The sequence below is a fragment of the Brevundimonas kwangchunensis genome, from assembly GCF_039523815.1.
Classification (GTDB): Bacteria; Pseudomonadota; Alphaproteobacteria; order Caulobacterales; family Caulobacteraceae; genus Brevundimonas; species Brevundimonas kwangchunensis.
In genome coordinates this window covers 655,454-677,138 of record NZ_BAAAGA010000001.1, presented here as the reverse complement: position 1 = coordinate 677,138, position 21,685 = coordinate 655,454, and the positions used below count along the sequence as shown (strand labels likewise).

Here is a 21,685-nt window from a genome sequence, read left to right as displayed (position 1 = left end):
CCCGCCAGTTCGGTCAGGGCGATGCCCCGCCCGGTCCAGTCGCCGATGAAGGTCAGGGCGGCCTCGGGGCCTTCGACATCCTTCATGATGCCGCAGGTGATCGCCGCCAGTTCCGGTGACGGGGCGGCCGTCATGCCCGCGCGCAGCGGGGCGAGCGCCGCGCCGGCGTCGCCCGTGGTCATCCAGATGAGCTGGGACAGAAGCTGCAGGGCGTCCGCATAGCCGGGGCGACGAGCGGCGGCCTGCTCAAGGGCGTGCCGCGCGTCCGGAAGATCGCCGAGCGTCTGCAAGGCCTTGCCGAGCACCAGCCAGCTTTCCGGCGCATCGCGCAGGGCGATGGCGCTGCGGGCGGCCGGAATGGCGCGCGCATGCTGGCCGCAGTCACCCAACGCCGCCGCCAGATTGTGCGCCACGAACCCGTCGTTTGGGGCCCTGAGCGCGGCCTTGGACAGATGGGCGGCGGCGTCCGCGTGGCGACCCAGCATCCGGCAGGCGCGGGCGGCGAGCGTGAGCGCCTCCTGCGGCGGCTCGGTGCGCCGGAGGTCGGTGTCGAGTGCGCTCAAGGCCCCGGCGGCATCGCCGCCAGCGAGCTGTCTGCGCACGGCGTCATACCGCATCGGTGCGCTGAAAATGCCCGGCCCAGAACGCGCTCCGGAAGTCATCGTGGTGTGGTTCTAATATGAAATATTGAAGTAATCATGTAATCAATGCGTAACTACATGTGACGTAAAAACAAGGGTTGCTCAGTACAAAGTGCATGAGCTGTCAGAAGTCCAGCTTCTGCTTGACGATTTTTCTTCCCGAACCAAAGGCTGCCCGCCAACTCCATCCCAAGGTGGAGGTTAACAGGCGCTGTCGCCCAACATTCCCGGGGGAATATCTTGAACGTCACTGAACTCCGCAGCCGGCTGCTCGGCTCCACCATGATCGCCGGCCTGACCGTCGCCGCCGCCTCGCTGGCGCTGGCCTCGGCCGCCCAGGCCCAGAGCGCGCCGCAGGACGAAGCCAGCCGCATCGACGACGTGGTCGTCACGGGCTCGCGCATCGCCCGCCAAGACTATGCGGCGACCGTGCCAATCGTCACCGTGGACGAGCAGGACTTCCAGGCCACGGGTTCGGTGACCATCGACACCCTGACCAACGACCTGCCGCAGTTCGTGCCGGCTGTGTCCTCGACCTCGAACAACCCGTCGAACGGCGGCCAGGCGAACCTGGACCTTCGGGGCCTGGGCACCAACCGGACCTTGGTCCTGATGAACGGGCGCCGGATCATTCCGTCGAACGCCAACGGCACGGTCGACGTGAACCTCATCCCCTCGGCCCTGATCCGCAGCGTGGAAGTCATTTCCGGCGGCGCCTCGGCGACCTATGGATCCGACGCCCTCGCCGGCGTCGCGAACTTCATCCTGAACACCAATTTCGAAGGCATCCGGTTCGATGCCCAGTACGGCGTCACCGACCGCGATGACGGCGTCACCCAAAGCTATTCGGTCAGCATGGGCGGCGATATCGCCGACGGCCGAGGCCACGCCCTGTTCTCGATCAGCCGTTCGCTGCGCGAGAAGATGTTCAACAGCTCGCGGGAGTTTTCGTCGATCTCCGGCAGGTCGGGCGCATCGCCCCTCGGGAACACCGTCTTCGATGCCAGTAACCTGCCGTCTCAAGCCGCGGTCGACGGCTATTTCGGCGGCACGGGTCTCTCGCGCACCCAGTCCTTCGGTTTCAACGATGACGGGAGTCTGTTCGCCTACGAAGGCGTGCGGAACTACAAGAGCCCGGGCGGCATCGACTTCGACGGCTTCGCCGTGCCGGGCACGGACTATGGCTACAACACCGGCGCCCTGAACTACCTTCAGCTGCCGCTTGAGCGCTGGAACACCTTCGCCGCCGTCAGCTACGAGCTGACCGACAATATCGAGGCCTATGGCGAGCTTCTGATGACGGACTATCAGTCCGGCAACGAACTGGCCGCGTCGCCGGCTGCAGGCTCCACCGGATTCCGCGTTCCGGTCACCAATCCATTCATCACGCCAGATCTGGCCGCTCTTCTTGCGACCCGTCCGAACCCGCTGAATTCCTTCCGCCTGGACAAGCGCTTCACCGATGTGGGCGGGCGTAACTCCATGAACGACTACGGCGTCTATCAGGGCACATTCGGCTTCCGCGGCGACATCCCGGGCGTTCGTGACTGGACCTATGACATCTATGCTCAATACGGCCGCCAGGAGGTGATCACCACCCAGAGCGGGAACGTGTCACGCTCGGCTGTCCAGCGGCTGCTGGACGCGCCTGATGGCGGCCGATCGCTGTGCGCGGGTGGCTTTGACTTCCTCGGCCTGTCGCGCCTGTCGCCTGAATGTGTCCGCTACATCGGCCGGTCGGCAGTCAACACGACGGTCCAGGAACAGACCGTGGTCGAAGCGTCAATGCAGGGCGGCCTGTTCACGTTGCCCGCCGGGGAGGTGCGATTCGCCTACGGCCTTCAGTATCGCGAGGACACCTTCGCCTTCCGGCCGGATGCGTCTCTGGCGCAGACCAACCCGATCGTCACGCGTCCGGACGGCGGCACCACGGGCGGCTCGGAAATCGCCGGCTTCAACCCGAGCCAGGCTCTGGTCGGCGCGACCAACTCGACCGAAGCCTTCCTCGAACTGCTGGTTCCTGTCGTTTCGGACTTGCCGTTCATCCAGCAGCTGGACCTGAACCTCGGGTACCGCGCCGCCAACTTCGACACTGTCGGGCTGACGTCCTCGTATAAGGCCGAAATCGACTGGTTGGTCGTTGACGGCCTGCGGATCCGCAGCGGCGTTCAGCGCGCCGTTCGTGCGCCTTCGATCGGTGAGCTGTATGCGCCTGCTGGCACGACCTTCGGCGCTATCGGGTCGCCGACGGCCACGGGCCTGGGTGGTGATCCCTGCGATCGTCGCAGCAGCTATCGAACGGGTCCGAACGCCGCCCAGGTCACCGCACTCTGCACCGCTCAGGCGGCGGCGGCGGGTGCACCGGGCTATAGCTACACCAACGCCCAGGTCTCCGGCATCGCCAGCGGCAACCCCGACCTGACCGAGGAAACGGCAGACTCGTTCACCATCGGCGCCGTGCTGTCGTCTCAGGCCCAAAGCCCGTGGTTCTCGGGCATGTCGGCTTCGCTCGACTACTACTCGATCGAGATCGCGGACGTCATTGCTCCAATCGCCAGCGCCGACCAGATCCAGAGCTGTTTCAACGCCAACGGTCAGAACCCGACCTACGATCCGAACAACGAGTTCTGCAGGTTGTTCAGCCGTGATCCGCTCTCGGGCAACATCTTCAACGCCACCGAAAGGAACGACAACCTCACCTCCCTGAAAACGTCGGGGATCGACATGCAGGTCGACTGGCGGGTCGTGATGGAAGATGTTGGTCTGCCGGCCTGGGGCAACCTCAGCCTGAACGTCATCGTCGGCTGGCTCGAGAGCCGCGAGCGTCAGTCGATCGAAGGTGGCACCTTCGTCGAGCGGGTCGGCACGATCGACGTCAACTCTGCCGGACAGACCCAGACCTTCCCGGAATGGAAGTCGCTGACCTCGCTCAACTGGAGCAACGGCGACTTCGGCGCCGGATTCCGCTGGCGGTTCGTGGATGAGATGACGGTCTTTAACTCGAACGTCGTTCTGGATGCGACGAGCTATTTCGACATGAACGCCAACTGGAACATTACGGAGTCCGTGTCGCTTCGCGGGACCGTGAACAACATCACGGACGAACAGCCCCAAACCTGGGTGCCCGGCGTGCAAGCCAATACGGACCCGTCGACCTATGACATATTGGGTCGTCGCTTCTCGATCGGTTTGACCGCCAAGTTCTGATCCGAATCCGGGTTTGAACATTGGAACGGCGGGGCTTCGGCCCCGCCGTTTTCGTTTGTCAGTTGGGGAATAGCCGGCTGTCGGCGTCGCGCTGGCCCTCGAGACTGTGCTTGAGGTCGCGCATCTCGTCGTGTTCGCCACGGACGCGGCTCCAGGCGCGGCGGATGGTTTCGCGGGTGGTGGCCGAGATGTGGGAGTCGTCCAGGGCCTTTTCGAACTTCGCCTTGACCGTATCCTCGATGCTTTCCATCGCGCCGACGACGCTGAGCTCGTCTCGCATCAGGGCGTGCTTCATGTCCATGAAGGCGCGCTGGGCCTTGGCGAGAATGGAGCCGTCGGTCTGCGGGTCGCCGCCCATGGCGCGGACGTTGGAGCCCAGCTCATCGGCGAGATGACGGCGTTCCTGGTCGCGGCGGCGGAAGAGGTCGGCGTGGCCGGGATCAGCGGTTTCCTGCGCCGCCTCCCGATAGAGGTCGGCGCTGTCGATCGTCGTGCGGATCAGTCCGTTCAGGACCTGAATGTCGTGGCGATTGGCGTTGCTCATGATCGTCTTCCCGAGGGATGAGACGACTCAAGCGCTTGCGAGCGGCGAAGGTTGCGCGATTACAGACGTGTACGCAGCGCCCAGAGCTCGGGGAAACACCGCCGCTGCAGGGTTTCGGTCAGATAGCCGACCCCGTCGGTGCCGCCGGTGCCGCGGCGGCGGCCGATGATGCGTTCAACGGTGACGACATGCTTGTGCCGCCAGGTCAGCAAGGCGTCGTCGAGATCCACCAGCTTCTCGGCCAGCTGGTACAGGGGCCACCATTTTTCGGTGTCGCGATAGACCTCCAGCCAGGCGTTCTCGACGCCCTCGGAGGCCTCGTAGGGCTGGCTGACGTCGCGGTTCAGCACCTCGGCGGGGACCGGCAGGCCGGCCCTGGCCAGCTGGGCAAGGGCGTCGTCATAGAGGCTGGGGGCGTCGATGGCGGCCTTCAGCGCGTTCCAGGCCTCCGGGCGCTCCTCGTGGAAGCGCAGAAAGCGGGCGTCCTTGAGGCCCAGCATGGACTCCAGTCGCCGGAACTGGTCGCTCTGGAAGCCCGAGGACGAGCCCAGCACGCCGCGGAAGCGCAGGTAGTCGGCGGGGGTCATGGTGGCCAGGATGTCCCAGCTCATGGTCATGACCGACTGGATGCGGCTGACGCGGGCGAGGCTCTTGTAGGCGGGGACCAGATTGCCGCCGCGGACCAGAGACTGGGCCAGCGCGACTTCGTGCAGGATCTGCTTGAGCCACAGCTCCTTGGTCTGGTGAATGATGACGAACAGCATCTCGTCGTGCTGGTCCGACAGCGGATGCTGGGCGGCGAGCAGGTCGTCGAGCGCCAGATAGCCGGAGTAGGTGATCGAGGACGGAGGGGCTGTGTCGGTCATGGGCGACCTATCGCCCGCGGGGCGGTCAGGCTCAACCCCACAGGTCAGGGGTTGTCGTCGGCGCCGGGGTCGAGGCTGTTGTCGACACGCTCGTCCCAGCCCTCGCGGCTGGACTTGAAGGCCAGCGCCATCAGACCCCAAGCCAGCCCTACCGTGCCGAAGGTCCCGATCAGCAGGGCGATCCAGCCGTGGATCGACAGGTCTCCGCCGCCGATCAGTCGCCAGAACGCAGAAATCGCCCACGTCGAGACGAGGGCGATCCCTGAGGCGATCAGAAGATTGCGAAGGAGGCGGAGCATCGCCCCGCCTCAGGTCAGCGCTGGACCCACTGGCCTTGCGCGTTGCGGTACCACTGGCCGGAGCTGATGCGCGGGAGCAGCTGGGTTTCGAACATGCGCGAACCGGCGGCGGCGGCCGTGGCATCGCCGCCGGCGGCCTGGGCGCTGCGGGCATAGGCGGCGCGACGGCCGTCATTGGTGGCCTGGACGGCGGCGGTCAGGGCGCTGTCGGACGACGGAACGCGGAAGCCGACATAGCCGTCAGCCTGTTCACCGACGGTGCCGGCGGCCTTGGCCTGATCGATCAGCGCCTTCTGCGACGAGGTCTGGGCGAAGGCCGCGCCCGCGGCCACGCCGAGGGCCGCGACGGCGGCGACCATGACGAAGACTTTGCGGAATGACATGTGAACGGACCTTCCCATCAGAACAGGTTGGGGTTTTCGGCAAGGAGGTCCTGGAGCTCCTTGTCGAGGCGCACGCGGACGTCGGCGTCCAGCTTGGCGTAGATCTGGATCGGGTCGACCTGCAGGCGCACGGTCGGCGTACAGGCGGCGGCGCCCACGGCGAGGAAGCCGAGGAGGGCGACGGCTCTGCGCGTCTGGTTCCGGGTCATGACAGGCGTCTCCGCGTTCGGTACGCGCCAATCTAACGCGAACCAGGGTGAACGGGTTCTGAACGGCGAAGGCGGCGAGATCACGGCAGCGCTTCCGGCTCGTTACGGGCCTCGCCGGCGCGGGCGCGGTTCAGCTCCAGCAGGTCGCTGACCAGCTGGTTCAGATTGAGGCTGGTCTCCAGCGTAAGGTCGATGCCGGTGTCCGAGGGCAGGGGCAGCTGGCGGTTCAGGAACTGGCGGCTGATGAACTCGGCCAGCGGAATGCGGAGCTCCTGCCGCTGCGGCGGATCGTGGCGGCCGCGAATGTGGAACAGGACGCCGAGCCGGCCCTGATCGAGGCTGTTCACCTCGGCCGACAGCAGGTCGAACGACAGATTCTCCATCGCCTGATAGGCCAGATCCTGAACGGTGTTGGGGGGCACGCCCTCGCCGCCGCCGCCGGCCTCCAGCCCGGACAGGGCCTCGCGCTGGATCGACAGGCGGCCCGGGCGGACGGCCTGCAGGCTGCCGCCGGTGATGCGGACGCCGGTCTCGGGCGTATAGGTGTAGGGCAGGCGGCCGGAGACGACGGCGTCGAGGTTCACCTTGTCGCCGAAGCCGGCCTCGGCGATCACCTGACCCAGCTGAACGTTCTCGAGAACCAGCACGCCGGTGATCGGCTTGGTACGGTCGAGAGGGACGGCGAAGGGCTCGACCCGTACCACGCCGCCGGCCACATCCAGTTCGCCGCCGTCTACGGTGACCGACGACTTGTCGAGGCCGAAGGTCACGTCGATGTCGGTCAGCGGGGCGACGGACTCCAGCAGGTCGATGTGCAGTTGCTGGCCCGGTGCGGTCTCCAGCGGGGCGAGGCTGGTGAAGTCGATCGCGCCGCGCAGCCCCTTCACCGGCCCGGCCGGGCTGTTGAAGTCGAGGCCCGGGATGGTCAGGCGGCCGGAGCTGGTCCCTTCGGTCTCCGCGCGCCAGTCGATGCGGCCTTGGAAGGCGACGGAGCCGACGGCCGGCGAGCCGACGATGTCGCCGGCGAGGGGGCTGAGGTCGTCGGGCTGGAGGCCGCCTTCCGCGAAGGTGATCGACGGGGCGTCGATGGTCAGGCCGCCGGCCTGGGCCCGGCCGTCGTGCGACAGGGTCAGGCGGCCCAGCACCGTGTCGCGGCGCGACAGGTCGAAGGCGCCGGACCATTGCTCGTTCGCCAGACGGGCCGAACCGTCGGCGATCATGGCGTTGAAGCGGGCGGGGGTGGTGGCGTCGACGACGGTGGCGCGCTCGACGCGGGCTTCCAGTCCGATGCCGCGCGGGCCGCCGGTAGCGGTGAAACCGCCCGAGGCGTCGGCGAAGCGCAGGGCGAGGAAGGGGGCGGAGACGGACAGGCCGCGCAGGGCCCCATCGGCGCGCCAGGCGCCGTTGCGGACCTCGACCAGCGGCCGGGCGACCGGACAGACCTGACCCGCGATGTCGGTCACGTCGTTCTCGTCCATGTCGAGGCGCTCGACCGTCAGCGGCATACAGCCGTCGGCGACATAGGTCAGACGACCGCCGGCGGAAGTCAGCCGGCCGCGGGTCTGCACCGCAATGCCGCGGGCCAGATCGAAATCCAGCGCCGCACGGCCGTCGAGGCGGGCGGTGAAGCCGCTGGAGGTCAGCCGCCACTCGGGAATGTCGAAGGCGGCCTCGGGCAGGCCGCGACCGCGCGTGGCGGTCAGGCTGAGCGCGCCGCCTCCGGATGAGCCGGCGCGGCTTGAGAAGACGGGGGTCGCGGCCGGGCGGATGGTCAGAACGCCGCCGTTGGCGGGGCGGGCGGTGACGGCCTGCGTCAGCCGCACCTCGGTCCCGGACATGCCGGAGACAAGGGCGAAACCGGGCGCGTCGAGGGCGAAGGCTGACAGGGCGCGCTTCATCTCGGCCAGTTCGGGCGTGTCGTCCCGCGCCGGGGCGCCGAACAGGGGCCAGCTGGCGCGGCCCGAGCGCAGGGCGCCCGAGGCGGTCAGGCGGAAGCCGCTGTCGGCCACCAGATCGACGTTGGCCGTGCCGCGCGTCTGGCCCAGCGTCAGGTCGCCCGTTCCGATGCTATCGGCGGAGAGGGCGACCGCGCCGGAGGCCTCGACCGCACGACCGCGTCCGCCGATGGTCACACGGCTGGACGACAGGGACACGTCCCTGCCGGTGAGCGGTCCCGACAGGCCGGCGGCGCGCAGGGTGACCGGCGCGTCGGCGCGCCAGGCGATGGCCGGCTGGGTCGCGGTGCGCGACAGACTGACCGGGGCGCTGGCGATGCGGGCGGACAGACCCGAGGCGCCGACCGGACCGGTCATGCGACCGGCGTCCAGTGCGAAGTCGGTGGTTCCGCGAATGTCGAAGGCCTCAATCCAGCCGGTGGTGCGTCCGTCGAAGGCGAGGCTCAACGCCGCATCGACAAGGTCCGTCTCGCCCAGCGCCGCCTCGCCGGCGGTCAGACGGGTGTTCAGGCGGGCCACGCCGTCGCCGCGCCGGGTCTTCATATCCGGATAGGGCAGGTCGCCGGTCAGGCTTGCGGCGATCCGCTGGCCGCTGAAGCCGGGCAGGGTCGCGCTGGAGGCCGAAGCGGTGGCCGTGAGAGCCACACGGTCGCCGGTGGTGGTCAGGTCGACGGTCGCCGCCAGATCGCGCGCCTCGATATCGCCGCTGCGCAGCGGCGCGGCCGGCATGCGCGCGACCAGCCGCATCAGCTTGCCGTCGTCCAGCCGGGCGTCGCCCAGCACGCTGACCGGACCGTAGTCGGTATCCACCCGCACGCGGGCGCGCTCGACAATGACGATCGGACTGCGGCTGTCCGGCTGGGGCGGTCGGCCGGTGAACTTGTCGATGAGCGGATCAAGGGAGCCGAAGGACAGCTCGCCGTCACGCAGGGCCGCGCGCACAACCGGCCGGACCAGACGCACGCGGCTGGGCGTGACGCCCAGGCCCTTGGCCGACCATGGCGCGCCCAGAGCATAGTCGACCTCGATCCGTTCGATGGTCACGTCGGGATTGGCGGGGTCGCCGATGCGGATGCGGGCGACCAGCCCGTCCAGCTCGATCCGCTCGATATCCATGTCCGCCTGGACGCCCTCGCGCTCCAGCCAGCCGACCAGCACCTCGCGGGCGGCGGCGCGACGGTTCAACCAGAGCGCGGCCAGCAGGACGAGCAGGACCGCAAGCCCGACCGCCACGATGCGGAGCAGGCGTCGTCCGCCGCGACCGCGGCGGGGCGAGGAAGGTCCGGAAGGGGCGGCCGCCACGTCGCTCATGCCAAGCTCATATCCGGACCAACCGTGGCCGGGAAAGGGCGATGAGCAATTCGCCGGGCGTCATGAGAAATCTTCACGTGTCTGAGACGCCACAGGTGAGTGACATGAAGGCAACTTTGAATGCAGTGACAATGCGTCGCGATGAAGCGCGGCAAAGCTGTTCGCGTTCCGCGCGATCTGCACACGAATACTGTATTCGAAATCTCGGCTGATCTGGGCGCTCACGCAGTGTTTACCCTCGGATACGGCTCCGGTTAACGCACTGTAACGAACTCGCTTCCCATAATGGCACGGACGGGCTATAGGGCGCGTCTCGCGTCGAGCGGTTCCTCGGGGGGCAGACCGGCGCGATCCTTGCTTTTTGGTGGCTTCCAGTGGCTTGGCGCCGGTCGGCGTCGTCGTATTTCGGGACCGATGGCTCAGTTCGATCCACGTCGCCAACCGATGCGCATCGCTCCGCACGCCCTTACGGCGGTGGCGGCGATCTCGGTGGCTCTCCTTGCCGGCCGTGTCTATCAACCCGCGAGAGCGGAAGAGGCTCCGCCCCTGACCGCCGCCCAGATCGCTTCGCTGGAAGCGCAGGCTTTCGCCGCGGGCGGCATGCCGGCCGGTCTGACCGAACCCGAAGCCATTCCCGTCCAGATCCGCCGCGGCGAAACCTTCGAGCAGGCCGTGCGCCGCACGGGCATCGCCGCCGAGGAAGCCTCGGCCGTCGCCGCCACCCTGTCGAACGCCATGGACGTGTCGTCGATGCGCGCCGGCCAGCGCTTCGAAACCGCCATCTCCAAGCCCCGCAACGGCCGCGGCGACGCCCGCCTGATCGGCCTGACGATGCGCACCGGCCCGGCCAGCCAGGTCACCGTGTCGCGCAGCTTCGACGGCGCCCTGCGCCTGCGCGCGCTGGAAGAACAGGTCACGCACGAGACCGTCGTCCTGACGGGCAAGGTCGAGGGCTCGCTGTCCCGCACCGCCCGCCGCGAGGGCGCGCCGGCCGGGATCACCCGCGCCGCCGGCCGCCTGTTCTCGCACAAGCTCGACATGGAGCGCGACGTCCGCGCCAATGACGAGTTCACCTACGTCTTCGACCGCACGGTCACCGAGAACGGCCGCACCATCGGCTCGGGCGAGCTGCTGTACGCCGAGCTGAAGGGCGTGGTCTTCTATCGCTTCCAGCCCGCCGGCGCGAAGGAAGCCCAGTATTTCGACGCCACGGGCAAGAACACCCGCTCGGCCTTCATGCGTACCCCGCTGGAACGCGGCTTCCGCGTGTCGTCGTCGTTCGGCTTCCGCCGCCACCCGATCGCCGGCTATCGCAAGATGCACCAGGGCATCGACTTCGCCGCGGGCATGGGCACGCCGGTCGTGGCGCCGGCCGACGGCGTGGTCGTCGAGGCCCGTCGCTGGGGCGGCTACGGCAACTGGCTGCGCATCCGTCACCCGAACGGCCTCGAGAGCGGCTACGGCCACCTGTCGCGCTATGGTTCGGGCATCCGCGCCGGCCAGCGCGTCCGTCAGGGCCAGGTCGTCGCCTATGTCGGCTCGACGGGCGCCTCGACCGGTCCGCACCTGCACTATGAAATCTGGCGCAACGGCCAACGGATCAATCCGGCCGGCGTGCGCACGACCGAGGGCACCATCCTCGCCGGCTCCGATCTGGCCGCCTTCCGCGCCGAGAAGGCCCGGATCGACCGCATCATCGCCGCCGGCGGCCAGCGTCGCGTCCAGGCCCCGACCATGGCCGGCGGCCTGCGTCCGGCCCGCGCCGCCGAGGCAGCCGCTCCGGCGGCCGCCGAGGCCTGATCTACACGCGACGCCGTCACCCTCCACTCCGTCACCCTCGGGCTTGACCCGAGGGCCGGATGTTGAGGCGGTCTTTGCCTTTCCGTCCTTCCGCGACATCGGGTCTCACGCACAGCGTGCTTCCGCGTCCGATCCTCGGGTCGAGCCCGAGGATGACGGGGTTTGTGGTGGGATGACGGTGTTTGGGCGGGGTGATGTAGAGGTGTTTCCTCCACCTCAGGCCTTCATTCTGGCGCCGCATTCCGGAACCAGACTGCCGTCTTCGGAACTGAAGGCGGCGTGGTGGACAGACGACAGCTCATAGGCGGCGCGCTCGCGATGACGGCCCTCCCGGCGACGGGATGGACACAGAGCGCCTTTTCCTCGCGCCGGATCACCGTGCAGACGCGCGGCGAGGGTGCAGACCTGATTCTCATTCCCGGACTGGCCTCTACGGCCGCGGTCTGGACCGGCGCCGCGAGCCGCCTCGACGACCGCTGCCGCCTGCACATGATCTCGGTGCGCGGCTTCGGCGAACTGGCGCCCCAGGCCAACAGCGAGGGCGCGATCATGACCGCCGTCTCGCGCGAGATCATTCGCTACATCACCGAGCAGCGGCTCGACCGCCCGGCCATCATCGGCCATTCGATGGGCGGTCAGCTGGGTCTGCGCGTCGCCTCCGACGCGCCGCGGCTGGTCGGCCGGCTGATGACGGTGGACTCCTCGCCCTTCTTCGCCGCCCTGATCAGCCCGCAAGCGACCGCGCGCGACGTCGAGCCGATCGCCCAGGTCGCCTATCAGGCCATCCAGTTCCTCGGCGACGATGCCCTCGTGGCGCGCAGCCGCCAGATGGGGGTCGAGCTGGGCGGCGCCTCGGACGCCCTGTTCAGCACCATGGGCTGGCAGGGAGGCGACCGCCGGGTGCTGGCCCAGTCGCTGTACGAGGTGATGACCATCGACCTGCGCGCGCGTCTGCCGATCATCTCGGCGCCGGTGACGGTGACCTATGGCTGGAGCGCGAACGAGAGCTCGCCGCGCAGCCGCACCGACAGCCTGTTCCGCGGCGCCTACGCCCGCCTGCGCACTCCGGCCACCTTCGAGCGGATCGAGGGCGCCGAGCACATGGTGATGATCGACCGGCCCAATCAGTTCATCGCGGCGGTGAACCGGTTTCTGGGGTGAGGTGGGCGGGTGATTCCCGCGCGTGCTGGTTCATCACGAAGGCCACGAAGGATGCACGAAGTGCACCAAGGCGACCGCGAATGGTCTTGAGTGACTGAAGCGTTCCGCGTCGGGTAGCCCTTCGTGTCCTTGGTGCGTCCTTGGTGTCCTTGGTGATGAACCAACTGTTCCGAACGCTCTCGCTCAATCCGCGTCCGGCTGATTGTCCGGATGCGCCGCCACGAAGGCCGGGTGCTCCGACGCCTTCGCATCGATGGCCTGAAGGCGCGGGAAGGCGTCCATGGCGACGTTGAACCGGCCTGCGGAGTAGATCTGCGGGATCAGGTAGCAGTCGGCCAGCGTCGGAGCGCCGCCGAAGCACCAGCCGGCGCCGTGACGGGCGACCAGAGCCTCAAGCGCCTCGAAGCCGGGGATGATCCAGCGCGCGGCCCAGGCGTCGACGGCGGCCTGATCGGCGCCGAAGGTTTCGCGCAGGGCCTTGCCGACGCGCAGATTGTTCAACGGATGGATGTCGCAGCCGATCAGGGCGGCCATGGCCCGCACCTGCGCCCGCCCGATGGCGTCGGCCGGCAGCAGGGGCGGGGTCGGGTGGGCTTCCTCGAGCCATTCGAGAATGGCCGGGCTCTGGGTCAGCACCGCGCCGTCCACCTCCAGTGCCGGCACCATGCCCTGCGGGTTCAGCGCGACATAGGCCGGGTCCTTCTGTGCGCCCGTGCGCAGGTCGTGACCCTGCTGCTGGTAGTCGATCCCCTTCAGCGCCAGGGCGATGCGGGTGCGGTAGGCGGCGCCCGAGCGCCAGTAGCCGTGAAGGATCATTTCGCACCCACGGTGAACGTCAGGGGCTCGAGGCCCTCGATGGTCGCCTCAACCCGGTCGCCCGCGACCAGCGGTCCGACGCCCTCGGGTGTGCCGGTGAAGATCAGGTCGCCGGCGCGCACGTCCCACAGCTCGCGGGCCTTGGCGAGGATCTCGACCGGGCTCCAGACCATGTCGTCGAGACGGCCGGACTGGCGGGTCTCGCCATTGAGGTTCAGCGCGATCGGTGCGGCGGGGTCGGGCAGGTCGCCGAGGGTCAGGGCGCCGCAGGGGGCCGACTGGTCGAAGCCCTTGGCCGCGTCCCACGGCCTGCCCTTCTCCTTGGCGGCGGCCTGCAGGTCGCGGCGGGTCAGGTCGCAGCCGACGGCCCAGCCGACGATCTCGCTGCCCTCGCCGATGGCGCAGACCAGCTCGACTTCGTGGTGCAGATTGGCCGTCGCCGTCGGATAGACCGGGTCGGCGCCATCGACGACGAGGGCGTCCGCCGGCTTGGAGAAGAAGAAGGGCTCGGCCCGCGCGTGTCCCATCTCGCGGGCGTGGGCGGCATAGTTCTGGCCCACGCAGAGGATGCGGCGAACGGGGAAGCGCTGCGTCGATCCCTTGATCGGCAGCGAGGCGGTCGGGGCGGGGGAGAACAGCCAGTCGGTCATGAAGGGATCAGGGCCCAGGGATCAGGGATTAGGGAGGAGGGATTATGTCGCAGTGGTCGCGGAGATCGTTGCTTCACCTGGCCAATCCCCAATCCCTAGTCCCTAATCCCTCCCGTTCCCATGCTGCAATGCGGGAACCGTCACCGCACAGTGGCGTTCCGGCTCAGGGTTCTCTATCTAACTGTCAAGCTTGCAGAACGGAGCGCGCATCATGGCGACGACCAAGGCGGCCAGAGCCGCCGTCAAGAACGATCTGAATACGCTGAAGGACGACCTGAAGACGCTGGGCGCCGAGGAAAAGGCGAACCTGCGCGAGAAGGCGTCGGTGGCGGAAGCCCGCATTCGCGCCAAGGCCGCCGAGGCCGAGGCCGAGCTGCGCGCCCAGGGCGAAGTCCTGCGCGAGCGTGCCCGCGGCTATTACGACGAGGCCCGCGTGCGCGGCCGTGAATACTACGACGACGCCTCGGAGCGCTTCGACGAGGCGCAGCGCTATCTGACCGAACGGGTTCAGGAGCGTCCGATCCAGTCGACCGCCATCGCGCTCGGTGTCGGCGTCGTGCTCGGGCTGCTGCTCGCCGGCCGTCGTCGCTGATGTTCGGCGGGGGGTTGGCCCGGGGACTGGTCAAGAAGGCGGTGGCCGCTGCGGTCGCCGCCGGCGCGGCGCTGGTCGCCGTGATCTTCCTGGGCGTCGCGATCTTCTATGCGCTGTGCCTGATCGTCGTGCCGCTTGCGGCTGCCGCGATCACCATGCTGCTGTTCGCCGTGGTCGCCCTGTTCGTGGCGCTGATCTATCTGCGTCGCGAGGACAGCGAAGACGACGACTTCGAGGACGATGAACCCGCCGGCCTCGGCCAGCGCGCCTTCATGCTGTTCCGCGAGCGTCCGATCCTCGGCACGGTCGCGGCCCTGGCCGGCGGCTGGATTTTCCTCAGGAATCCAGCGCTGGCCACCATGGTGGCCGCGGCCTTCACCGAGAAATCGCACGGTCGGAGCCGTAGATAACGGAACGGGTTGACTTTCGGATCGTTGATAAAACAGGCGCGGATACTTTCGCACCGTTGTTGAAATCGAACCGGGAGGAACGCCTATGCTTCGCTGGGCCCTTATCTTTCTCGTGCTCGCCCTCGTTGCCGGTGCTCTCGGTGCGGGTGGTGTCGCCGGACTCTCGATGAACATCGCCTATGTGTTGTTCGTCGTCTTCCTGATCCTGCTGGTGGTGAGCTTCATCACCGGGCGAGGGAAACGAATCTAGCGAGTCAGCTGGATGAATCGAAAAGGCCGCGGTCCTCCGGGATCGCGGCCTTTTTGTTTTGGCTGGCCAGGCGGACCGGATCAGACGGCGGCGGCCTCGCGTTCGCCCGGCACTTGCGGATCCGGCGCGGTCGAGGCCTTGCGGGTGTCCTGACGACGCGGCAGGCGCCAGCTCTGGCTGTCCTCGAAAGTGGAGCCATCCCAGGCGACGGCCGTGACCACGATCTCGTGCGCGTCCCACTCGATGCGATTGAAGCTGGCCGGCGTGCCGCGCTCGCGGTGGGACAGGGTCCCGCAGCCGACGGCGTAGGAGCAGTTGTCGCCGAGGGCGATCGGCAGGGCGAAGGGGACGTGGACGTGGCCGGTGGTGATCAGGTCGACGCCGGCCTCGGCGAAGATCAGGGCCGCCTCGTCGCCGCGCTTGACGTCGCCGGTCATCGGCGTGCCGATCATCTCCACCAGCGGATGGTGGCAGGCGAGGATGCGCAGGGCGCCGACCGGGGCCTGACGCAGGGCGGCGGCGGCCTTGCGGGTCTGGTCCAGGTCGATGACGCCCTTCGACCAGTTCGGCCGCGCCTGCCAGCCGCGGGCGGTGACGACGCCGCGGACCATGATGTTCGGGCTGAGGAACTGATGGTCGTGCGCCGGGTGGCCGGTCGCCTCCTCGAACGCCTTCCACGGATGGAACAGGCGAGCGGGCAGGCTCCAGTAGGGCACGTCGTGATTGCCGACGATGACGAAGGTCGGCTCCGGCATCCGCTGGATCCACTCCCCGGCGGCGGCGAACTCGTCGGGGAAGCCCTGCTGGGTGATGTCGCCCGTGATCAGGACAAGATCGGGCTTGCGGGCGTGGGCATACTCAAGGGCCGCCGCGCAGGCGCGCTTGTGCTCGCATCCGAAATGGACGTCCGAGAACTGGAGAATGACGCCCACTAGACGCTGTCCTCCGCCGAGGGCGGTATCGGCGCCAGCGCCTTGAAGGCCTTGGCCACGAACTTCACCTGGGCGCGGTGCTGCAGTTGCATCGGCTCGCCGTCGATCACGGACGGGATCTTCGAGCGGGCGCGGAGGCTCACCTTCCTGGTGGCGCGCGTGGTCACGGCCGGGTCCTGACGCCAGTCGTCCATGACCGCGTGGGCCGCCAGACGGAAGGCTTCCATGGCGTCGGACGGGTTCATGGCCGCGGCCTCGAGGCCGGTGTTCTCCTCCATGACCTTCGAGATCATCGGACTGATCAGCACCAGGGCCTCGGCGCGGCGTTCGGGGCGGTTGTCGAGAGTGAAGCGCAGGCGGCCGCTGAAGGCGCGCTTCAGCGCCTGCCGGGCGTGGCTGAAGGCCTCGCGCAGCTTGCCGGTCCGCATGGCCTCGCGCGCCGGCGCCCACAGGGCGGGCGAGCCCATGATGGCGGCGCAGAAGAAGGCCTGTTTGATCTCGCCGTCCGAGACCTCGCCGCCGGCCACGGATTGGGGCGCGCCCTCCTCAAGAGCGACCTTCAGCGCAGCCTTCCAGTCGCCGGTGCCGTACAGGGCCTTGGGCAGCATGTTCATGGTGCCGCCCGGCAGGGGGGCGACCAGAGGCCCGTCAGGGCCTGCGCGCGAGGCGATAGTGCCCGCGGTGCCGTCGCCGGCGAGGACGAACAGGCAGTCGGGCTTCGCGTCCAGCGCGGCCTCGATCTGCTCTTCGAACTTTCCACCTTCCAGCGCCACCACCTCGGCCTCAAGATCGTAGGCCGACAGGATCGCCTCGGCGTCCCGGACGGCGCCGGCGCCGACGCCGCCCGAAAGCGGGTTCACCAGCATGATCACGTTGCGCAGCGGGACGTGAGGCGTCAGCGCGGGGCCGGCGTCCTCGACGACGGCCGGGGCAGACGCGTTGGCGCCGGAAGCAGTGGCCAGTGTATCGCTCATGCCGCCCGAACGCCCTGAAGCGGGCGATGTTCCGGCCAGCTAGGCTGTTTGGCGACTATTGCTTCTTCAGTTCCTCGGAAGCCGCAGCGGCGCCCGCCTGGGCGGCGTCGCCGGCCTTCCCGGCCGCGGCGCCGGCGGCTTCGGCGGCCTCGTCCGCGACACGCGGGCCTTCGCCCTTCACCAACGCCACGCCTTGGGCGATCCAGCCGTCCATGATCGCTCCGCCTTCGGCCAGCGAGCGCTCCTTGATGCCCAGCACGGCCGTCAGCACGCCGAAGACCGCCAGCAGGGTGACGATGACGCCGATGATCGGATTCCCGCCGCTGCGGCGTTTCTTGCGCGCCCAGACGGGGCTGTGCTCGCCGCCGTCAGCCATTCGAACCGGTTCGGAAAAACGCATACGCAAAACCCCCGTCTCGCTCTCAAATCCGCAGCCATCCCCGCTGCGACGACACAAAGCCTGATGACAGGCTTAACCACATTGCATGCTCCGGGGAACCGCCACGCTTATCCAGCGTTCTCACCCCAGGGGCGAACCCGAGGGATGAAGGACATACCTATGAAGAAGGCTCTCATCGCGATTGCCGCTGCCGGTCTGATGGCCAGCGCTTGCGCCAGCGACGGCTACAGCAACGAACAAACCGTGCGCCAAGGCGCCATCGGGGCCGGTATCGGCGCCGTGGCCGGTGCGATCATCGGTAACAATGTGGGTGACGGCAACGCCGGTCGCGGCGCGGCCATCGGTGCGGCCGTCGGCGGCGCAGCCGGCGCCATCCGCGGTTCGGCGCAAGATCGCGCCAACCAGCAGCGCTACAGCGACAACGGCCGGTACTACTACTGCTACGACAACCGTCGTGACGAGTGCTACTGGGAGAACGGTCAGCGCCGCCGTTAAGGCTAGCTGATTCAGTGATTTAGGGCGGCCTGTCGCGTGCGTCAGGCCGCCCTTTTCATGAGATGGGCCGGGGCTTGGCCATTGCAAGAGGGGACGGGAAATGATGCGGACGATCGTGATTGCAGGGCTGGCGGGACTGACCGTGGCGGGCTGCGGATGGACCCCGGGAATGAGTGATCGCAGCGCGTTGGTCGCCGAGCCGAACCAGTGTGCGGCCAAGCGCTTCGAGGTCTATTTCGCCGAGGGCGAGGCGCGGCTGACGCAGCCGGCGCTGCAGGCCATCGGTCTGAACGCCACGCAGCTGCAGGGCTGCGATATCCGCTCAGTGCGGGTCGTGGGTCTGGCTGACGCGCAGGGCGGCGCCGCCGCCAACCAGGCGCTGTCCGAGCGCCGGGCCGTAGCCGTGACCGAGGCGCTGGTCGCCGCCGGCTGGCCGTCTCCGGCATTCGAGGTGATCGCTGCGGGCGACACAGGCGCGACGACGCCGCAGGGAACCAACGAGCCGCTGCGTCGGCGCACCGAGGTTCTGGTCGACGCCGCGCCGCGCGCCTGAGACCACGCGCCGCTGGCGGCGGGCGTGACGAGAAGGCGGCGGGGCGGCTAAGGTCGCCGCGTATTGCATGAGGTCCCGCGTGCCGCAGTTTTTCCGTGCCCTGATCCTGCTGCTGGCGCTTTTTGCGCCTGCGCTGGCGTATGCCCAGACCGGGGTTCAGACGGGCCCCCAGCGCACCGAGCGGATCGAGGCCGAGCTGGTGTCCATGTCGCAATGGGCGGCGCCGGGCTCAACCGCCGTGGTGGCAATCCGGCAGAAGATCCAGCCCGGCTGGCACACCTACTGGCGCAATCCGGGCGACAGCGGCGGGGCGACCAGCCTGACCTGGTCCCTGCCGTCGGGGATCACCGCCGGCGACATCGTCTGGCCCCTGCCCGACCGCCAGCGCCTGCAGACCCTGGTCAACTATGGCTATGAGGACGTGGTCTATCTGCCCGTCCCGATCGAACTGCCCGCGAACCTGAGGCCGGGCACGACCGTGTCGCTGGAGGTCGAGGCCCTGTTCCTCGTCTGCAGCGACGAGATGTGCGTGCCGGACGAGCTGACCCTGCGCCTCGACCTGCCGATCCGCGAGGGCGCGGCGCCGCTGACGGCGACGCATGGCGCGGCCATCCAGACCATCCTCGAACAATCGCCCCGCCCGGCCGGCATCGAGGCCCGCGCCACGGTGCGCGACGGCGTCATCACCCTGACGGCCACGGGCGGTCCGCTGGCGGGTCAGGACCCCGGGCCGGTCTATTTCTTCCCGTTCGAGGGCGGGATCATCGATCACGCTGCGGCGCAGTCCGGTTCATGGGGGCCGCAGGGCCTGACGCTGGTCGTTACCGCCGGCGGCAAGATTCGCTCGGGCGGATTGACCGGGCCGATGGGCGGCGTTCTGGCGACCCGTCTCGGCGCTTTCGAGATCAGCGCGACGCCCGGTGAAACCCTGCCCGGCGCGACCGGTTCGGGCGACTTGGCCCCCGCCGAAGAGGGCGCCAGCCCGACCGCCGCGGCGGCCCCGACCGGGATCGCGACCTTCGTGCAGGCGGCGCTGTTCGCCCTGCTGGGCGGGCTGATCCTGAACCTGATGCCCTGCGTCTTCCCCATTCTGGCGATGAAGGCCGCCTCGCTGACGGCCTCGGCGCATGACGCAGCCCACGCCCGGCGCGACGGTCTGGCTTTCCTCGCAGGGGTGCTGGCAGCCTTCCTGATCCTCGCCGGCGTTCTGCTGGGTCTGCGCGCGGCGGGCGAGGCGGTCGGCTGGGGCTTCCAGCTGCAGTCGCCGCCGGTCACGGCCGGCCTGGCCCTGCTGATGCTGGCGGTGGCGTTGAACCTGTCCAATGTATTCCAGATCGGCGCGGGCCTTCAGGGCGCGGGCTCAGGCTCCCTGTCGCGCCTGCCCGGCGGCGCCGGCGCCTTCTTCACCGGCGCGCTGGCGGTGGTGGTGGCTGCGCCGTGCACCGCCCCATTCATGGCCTTCGCGCTGGGAGCCGCGCTGGTGATGCCGTGGCCGATGGCGCTGATCGTCTTCCTGATGCTGGGGCTGGGGCTGGCCCTGCCCTTCGTGATCGTCAGCCTGTCGCCCGGCCTGCTGCGCCGCCTGCCCCGTCCCGGTCCGTGGATGGAGCGGCTGAAGACCCTGCTGGCCTTCCCGATGTACGGCACGGCCCTGTGGCTGGCCTGGGTGTTCAGCCGCCAGACCGGGGCCGAGGGGCTGGGCCTGCTGTTCGTCGCCGGCCTGCTACTGGCCTTCGCCCTGTGGCTGTTCGGCGTGGCCCAGACGGAGCGGATGCATGGTCGCCGTGGCCTGATGCCGCTGGTCGCCGCGATCGCCATGCTGATCCTCGCCGGCGCCGCCATGGTTCTGACCGCAAAGGCGCCGGAGCAGACTGCACCCCCGACCGCACCGGCGGAGGGCGGCGAGGCCCTGACGTCTGCGCCCTGGTCCGCCGAGGCCGTCGCGGCGGCCCGCGCCGAGGGCCGGCCGGTGCTGGTCAACTTCACCGCCGACTGGTGCGTGACCTGCAAGATCAACGAGCGCACCTCGCTGGCCACCAATGAGGTGAAACGGGCGATGGAGGCGACGAACGCCGTCTATCTGGTGGGAGACTGGACCCGCCGCGACGACGCCATCACCGCCGAGTTGCAGCGTCACGGACGCTCGGGCGTTCCTCTGTACCTGCTCTATTCGCCGGGGTCGGACGAGCCCCGGATCCTGCCGCAACTGCTGACCGGAGGGCTGGTGGTCCAGGCCCTCGAGGACGCCGCCCCCGCTTCCTGACCTGCCTGAGAAACGGAGACCGCCATGAAGAACCGCCTGACGATCACCTTCGCCGCCCTGTCGGCCCTGACCCTCGCCGCCTGCGGGCAACAGGCCGCCGAGCCGGCTCCGAAGACTGAAGCCGCCACCACCGAACAGGCGGCCGCCCCGGGTCAGACGCCGATGGCTGGTCAGCCCGCTCCTGCCTTCACCCTGGTCGATTCCGAAGGGACCCAACGCTCGCTGGCCGACTTCCGCGGCAAGACGGTGATCCTGGAGTGGACCAACGAGGGCTGCCCCTATGTGAAAAAGCACTACACGGGCGCCATGCAGGCCCTGCAGCGCGAGGCCGTGGCCGACGGCGTGGTGTGGATCACCATCATCTCGTCCGCGCCGGGCACCCAGGGCTATGTCGAGGGCGATGCGGCGCGCGAATGGCGCACGCGGAACAACGCCGCCTCGTCCTACCTGCTGCTGGACCCGACCGGCGAGGTCGGCAAGCGCTACGGCGCGCAAACCACCCCGGACATGCGCATCATCGATGCAGAAGGCACCCTGCGCTTCGTCGGCGGCATCGACGACAAGCCGACCAACAAGGTCGAGGATCTGGAAGGCGCCAACAACTTCGTCCGCGCGGCCCTGACCGATCTGGAAGCGGGCCGCCCGGTCGCGACCGCGTTCGCGACGCCTTACGGGTGCGCGATCAAATATCCGGAGACGGTGGGGACGTAGGTGGGGTCGCCCTCTCCCCTCACTGAACACCGTCATCCTCGGGCTCGACCCGAGGATCGGAGGTCGGAGCAGGCTCTGCGTCGGGGTGAGATCGTGGGCCGGGGGACGCGCACAGTTCGCCGTAACGTCCGGCCCTCGGGTCGAGCCCGAGGGTGACGGCGTGTGGGATGGCGGCAAGTGCACAGGGCGATGACAGACCTTGTTCCACGGTCGGCCAGCAAACTCCGTCATCCTCGGGCTTGACCCGAGGATCGGATGTTGAA

Annotated in this window: 22 protein-coding genes; 10 read left to right on the top strand and 12 right to left on the bottom strand. The window is 68.7% G+C overall.

Features of this window, described 5'->3' with window-relative positions; genetic code table 11:
• Nucleotides 1–602 (bottom strand): tetratricopeptide repeat protein (locus ABDZ95_RS03260; RefSeq protein ID WP_425542940.1); only part of this gene is annotated, 602 nt, incomplete at its 3' end.
• Nucleotides 603–881: 279 nt separating this feature from the next.
• Here ABDZ95_RS03260 and ABDZ95_RS03255 point away from each other — a divergent pair.
• Complete coding sequence (locus tag ABDZ95_RS03255; RefSeq protein WP_343790301.1) at nt 882–3,848, top strand: TonB-dependent receptor domain-containing protein; 2,967 nt, start codon at nt 882–884, stop codon at nt 3,846–3,848.
• A gap of 58 nt (nt 3,849–3,906) precedes the next feature.
• On the opposite strand, the gene ABDZ95_RS03250 is transcribed toward ABDZ95_RS03255, so the two are convergent.
• From ABDZ95_RS03250 to ABDZ95_RS03225, 6 genes are all read right to left on the bottom strand, one after another.
• Nucleotides 3,907–4,392: a PA2169 family four-helix-bundle protein gene (locus tag ABDZ95_RS03250; RefSeq protein ID WP_343790298.1), complete on the bottom strand. Its 486-nt coding sequence runs from the start codon at nt 4,390–4,392 to the stop codon at nt 3,907–3,909.
• Between the two features lie 59 nt (nt 4,393–4,451).
• Nucleotides 4,452–5,258: a tryptophan 2,3-dioxygenase gene (locus ABDZ95_RS03245; RefSeq protein WP_343790295.1), complete on the bottom strand. Its 807-nt coding sequence runs from the start codon at nt 5,256–5,258 to the stop codon at nt 4,452–4,454.
• Nucleotides 5,259–5,302: 44 nt separating this feature from the next.
• Nucleotides 5,303–5,557: a hypothetical protein gene (locus ABDZ95_RS03240; RefSeq protein WP_343790293.1), complete on the bottom strand. Its 255-nt coding sequence runs from the start codon at nt 5,555–5,557 to the stop codon at nt 5,303–5,305.
• Nucleotides 5,558–5,571: 14 nt separating this feature from the next.
• Nucleotides 5,572–5,940, bottom strand: coding sequence for a DUF1318 domain-containing protein (locus ABDZ95_RS03235; RefSeq protein ID WP_343790290.1), 369 nt, complete (start codon nt 5,938–5,940; stop codon nt 5,572–5,574).
• 17 nt (nt 5,941–5,957) lie between these two features.
• Nucleotides 5,958–6,149 carry a YnbE family lipoprotein gene (locus ABDZ95_RS03230; RefSeq protein ID WP_343790287.1) on the bottom strand — a complete coding sequence of 64 codons (192 nt, stop codon included), beginning with the start codon at nt 6,147–6,149 and terminating at the stop codon, nt 5,958–5,960.
• Between the two features lie 80 nt (nt 6,150–6,229).
• On the bottom strand, nt 6,230–9,415 hold the full coding sequence (locus ABDZ95_RS03225) for an intermembrane phospholipid transport protein YdbH family protein (protein ID WP_343790284.1): 3,186 nt from the start codon (nt 9,413–9,415) through the stop codon (nt 6,230–6,232).
• Between the two features lie 444 nt (nt 9,416–9,859).
• On the opposite strand from ABDZ95_RS03225, the gene ABDZ95_RS03220 reads away from it, so the two are divergent.
• Nucleotides 9,860–11,215, top strand: coding sequence for a M23 family metallopeptidase (locus ABDZ95_RS03220; protein ID WP_343790281.1), 1,356 nt, complete (start codon nt 9,860–9,862; stop codon nt 11,213–11,215).
• Nucleotides 11,216–11,533: 318 nt separating this feature from the next.
• Complete coding sequence (locus ABDZ95_RS03215; RefSeq protein WP_343790278.1) at nt 11,534–12,376, top strand: alpha/beta fold hydrolase; 843 nt, start codon at nt 11,534–11,536, stop codon at nt 12,374–12,376.
• Between the two features lie 183 nt (nt 12,377–12,559).
• On the opposite strand, the gene maiA is transcribed toward ABDZ95_RS03215, so the two are convergent.
• Both maiA and ABDZ95_RS03205 read right to left on the bottom strand, forming a co-directional pair.
• Complete coding sequence (maiA, locus tag ABDZ95_RS03210; protein WP_343790275.1) at nt 12,560–13,192, bottom strand: maleylacetoacetate isomerase; 633 nt, start codon at nt 13,190–13,192, stop codon at nt 12,560–12,562.
• Nucleotides 13,189–13,842, bottom strand: coding sequence for a fumarylacetoacetate hydrolase family protein (locus ABDZ95_RS03205; protein ID WP_343790273.1), 654 nt, complete (start codon nt 13,840–13,842; stop codon nt 13,189–13,191). Before ABDZ95_RS03205 ends, maiA begins: the two co-directional genes overlap by 4 nt.
• 211 nt (nt 13,843–14,053) lie before the next feature.
• On the opposite strand from ABDZ95_RS03205, the gene ABDZ95_RS03200 reads away from it, so the two are divergent.
• The 3 genes from ABDZ95_RS03200 to ABDZ95_RS03190 all read left to right on the top strand — a co-directional run bounded on the left by ABDZ95_RS03200 (nt 14,054) and on the right by ABDZ95_RS03190 (nt 15,094).
• Nucleotides 14,054–14,434 (top strand): glycine zipper domain-containing protein, encoded by a 381-nt coding sequence (locus ABDZ95_RS03200; protein WP_343790270.1) that lies wholly within the window; start codon nt 14,054–14,056, stop codon nt 14,432–14,434.
• Between the two features lie 14 nt (nt 14,435–14,448).
• Nucleotides 14,449–14,844: a hypothetical protein gene (locus ABDZ95_RS03195; RefSeq protein WP_343790267.1), complete on the top strand. Its 396-nt coding sequence runs from the start codon at nt 14,449–14,451 to the stop codon at nt 14,842–14,844.
• 85 nt (nt 14,845–14,929) lie between these two features.
• Nucleotides 14,930–15,094: a DUF1328 family protein gene (locus ABDZ95_RS03190; protein WP_343790264.1), complete on the top strand. Its 165-nt coding sequence runs from the start codon at nt 14,930–14,932 to the stop codon at nt 15,092–15,094.
• An 80-nt stretch (nt 15,095–15,174) separates the two neighbouring features.
• Here the strand turns inward: ABDZ95_RS03190 and ABDZ95_RS03185 are convergent, their stop codons facing one another.
• Genes ABDZ95_RS03185 through ABDZ95_RS03175 form a run of 3 tightly spaced genes read right to left on the bottom strand, consistent with a single transcriptional unit; the run spans nt 15,175 to nt 17,376 of the window.
• Nucleotides 15,175–16,026, bottom strand: coding sequence for a metallophosphoesterase family protein (locus tag ABDZ95_RS03185; protein WP_343790261.1), 852 nt, complete (start codon nt 16,024–16,026; stop codon nt 15,175–15,177).
• Complete coding sequence (locus ABDZ95_RS03180; RefSeq protein WP_343790258.1) at nt 16,026–17,000, bottom strand: diacylglycerol/lipid kinase family protein; 975 nt, start codon at nt 16,998–17,000, stop codon at nt 16,026–16,028. Before ABDZ95_RS03180 ends, ABDZ95_RS03185 begins: the two co-directional genes overlap by 1 nt.
• Nucleotides 17,001–17,055: 55 nt before the next feature.
• Nucleotides 17,056–17,376 carry a hypothetical protein gene (locus tag ABDZ95_RS03175; RefSeq protein WP_343790255.1) on the bottom strand — a complete coding sequence of 107 codons (321 nt, stop codon included), beginning with the start codon at nt 17,374–17,376 and terminating at the stop codon, nt 17,056–17,058.
• Between the two features lie 183 nt (nt 17,377–17,559).
• On the opposite strand from ABDZ95_RS03175, the gene ABDZ95_RS03170 reads away from it, so the two are divergent.
• The 4 genes from ABDZ95_RS03170 (at nt 17,560) to ABDZ95_RS03155 (ending at nt 21,422) form a co-directional block, all read left to right on the top strand.
• Nucleotides 17,560–17,895 carry a YMGG-like glycine zipper-containing protein gene (locus tag ABDZ95_RS03170; protein WP_343790252.1) on the top strand — a complete coding sequence of 112 codons (336 nt, stop codon included), beginning with the start codon at nt 17,560–17,562 and terminating at the stop codon, nt 17,893–17,895.
• A 100-nt stretch (nt 17,896–17,995) separates the two neighbouring features.
• On the top strand, nt 17,996–18,448 hold the full coding sequence (locus tag ABDZ95_RS03165) for an OmpA family protein (RefSeq protein ID WP_343790249.1): 453 nt from the start codon (nt 17,996–17,998) through the stop codon (nt 18,446–18,448).
• Between the two features lie 79 nt (nt 18,449–18,527).
• Entirely contained in the window at nt 18,528–20,711 is a 2,184-nt protein-coding gene (locus tag ABDZ95_RS03160; RefSeq protein WP_343790246.1) for a protein-disulfide reductase DsbD family protein, read from the top strand.
• A gap of 24 nt (nt 20,712–20,735) precedes the next feature.
• On the top strand, nt 20,736–21,422 hold the full coding sequence (locus ABDZ95_RS03155) for a redoxin domain-containing protein (protein ID WP_343790243.1): 687 nt from the start codon (nt 20,736–20,738) through the stop codon (nt 21,420–21,422).
• Nucleotides 21,423–21,685 lie beyond the last annotated feature (263 nt).

What these genes read in the sequence shown, in the direction of transcription:
- ABDZ95_RS03250 (WP_343790298.1), bottom strand. Translation starts at nt 4,392, where the DNA reads ATGAGCAACGCCAATCGCCACGACATTCAGGTCCTGAACGGACTGATC.
- ABDZ95_RS03165 (WP_343790249.1), top strand. Translation starts at nt 17,996, where the DNA reads ATGATGCGGACGATCGTGATTGCAGGGCTGGCGGGACTGACCGTGGCG.
- ABDZ95_RS03175 (WP_343790255.1), bottom strand. Translation starts at nt 17,376, where the DNA reads ATGGCTGACGGCGGCGAGCACAGCCCCGTCTGGGCGCGCAAGAAACGC.
- ABDZ95_RS03235 (WP_343790290.1), bottom strand. Translation starts at nt 5,940, where the DNA reads ATGTCATTCCGCAAAGTCTTCGTCATGGTCGCCGCCGTCGCGGCCCTC.
- ABDZ95_RS03205 (WP_343790273.1), bottom strand. Translation starts at nt 13,842, where the DNA reads ATGACCGACTGGCTGTTCTCCCCCGCCCCGACCGCCTCGCTGCCGATC.
- ABDZ95_RS03230 (WP_343790287.1), bottom strand. Translation starts at nt 6,149, where the DNA reads ATGACCCGGAACCAGACGCGCAGAGCCGTCGCCCTCCTCGGCTTCCTC.
- ABDZ95_RS03225 (WP_343790284.1), bottom strand. Translation starts at nt 9,415, where the DNA reads ATGAGCGACGTGGCGGCCGCCCCTTCCGGACCTTCCTCGCCCCGCCGC.
- ABDZ95_RS03200 (WP_343790270.1), top strand. Translation starts at nt 14,054, where the DNA reads ATGGCGACGACCAAGGCGGCCAGAGCCGCCGTCAAGAACGATCTGAAT.
- ABDZ95_RS03245 (WP_343790295.1), bottom strand. Translation starts at nt 5,258, where the DNA reads ATGACCGACACAGCCCCTCCGTCCTCGATCACCTACTCCGGCTATCTG.
- maiA (WP_343790275.1), bottom strand. Translation starts at nt 13,192, where the DNA reads ATGATCCTTCACGGCTACTGGCGCTCGGGCGCCGCCTACCGCACCCGC.
- ABDZ95_RS03190 (WP_343790264.1), top strand. Translation starts at nt 14,930, where the DNA reads ATGCTTCGCTGGGCCCTTATCTTTCTCGTGCTCGCCCTCGTTGCCGGT.
- ABDZ95_RS03215 (WP_343790278.1), top strand. Translation starts at nt 11,534, where the DNA reads ATGACGGCCCTCCCGGCGACGGGATGGACACAGAGCGCCTTTTCCTCG.
- ABDZ95_RS03220 (WP_343790281.1), top strand. Translation starts at nt 9,860, where the DNA reads ATGCGCATCGCTCCGCACGCCCTTACGGCGGTGGCGGCGATCTCGGTG.
- ABDZ95_RS03180 (WP_343790258.1), bottom strand. Translation starts at nt 17,000, where the DNA reads ATGAGCGATACACTGGCCACTGCTTCCGGCGCCAACGCGTCTGCCCCG.
- ABDZ95_RS03240 (WP_343790293.1), bottom strand. Translation starts at nt 5,557, where the DNA reads ATGCTCCGCCTCCTTCGCAATCTTCTGATCGCCTCAGGGATCGCCCTC.
- ABDZ95_RS03155 (WP_343790243.1), top strand. Translation starts at nt 20,736, where the DNA reads ATGAAGAACCGCCTGACGATCACCTTCGCCGCCCTGTCGGCCCTGACC.
- ABDZ95_RS03170 (WP_343790252.1), top strand. Translation starts at nt 17,560, where the DNA reads ATGAAGAAGGCTCTCATCGCGATTGCCGCTGCCGGTCTGATGGCCAGC.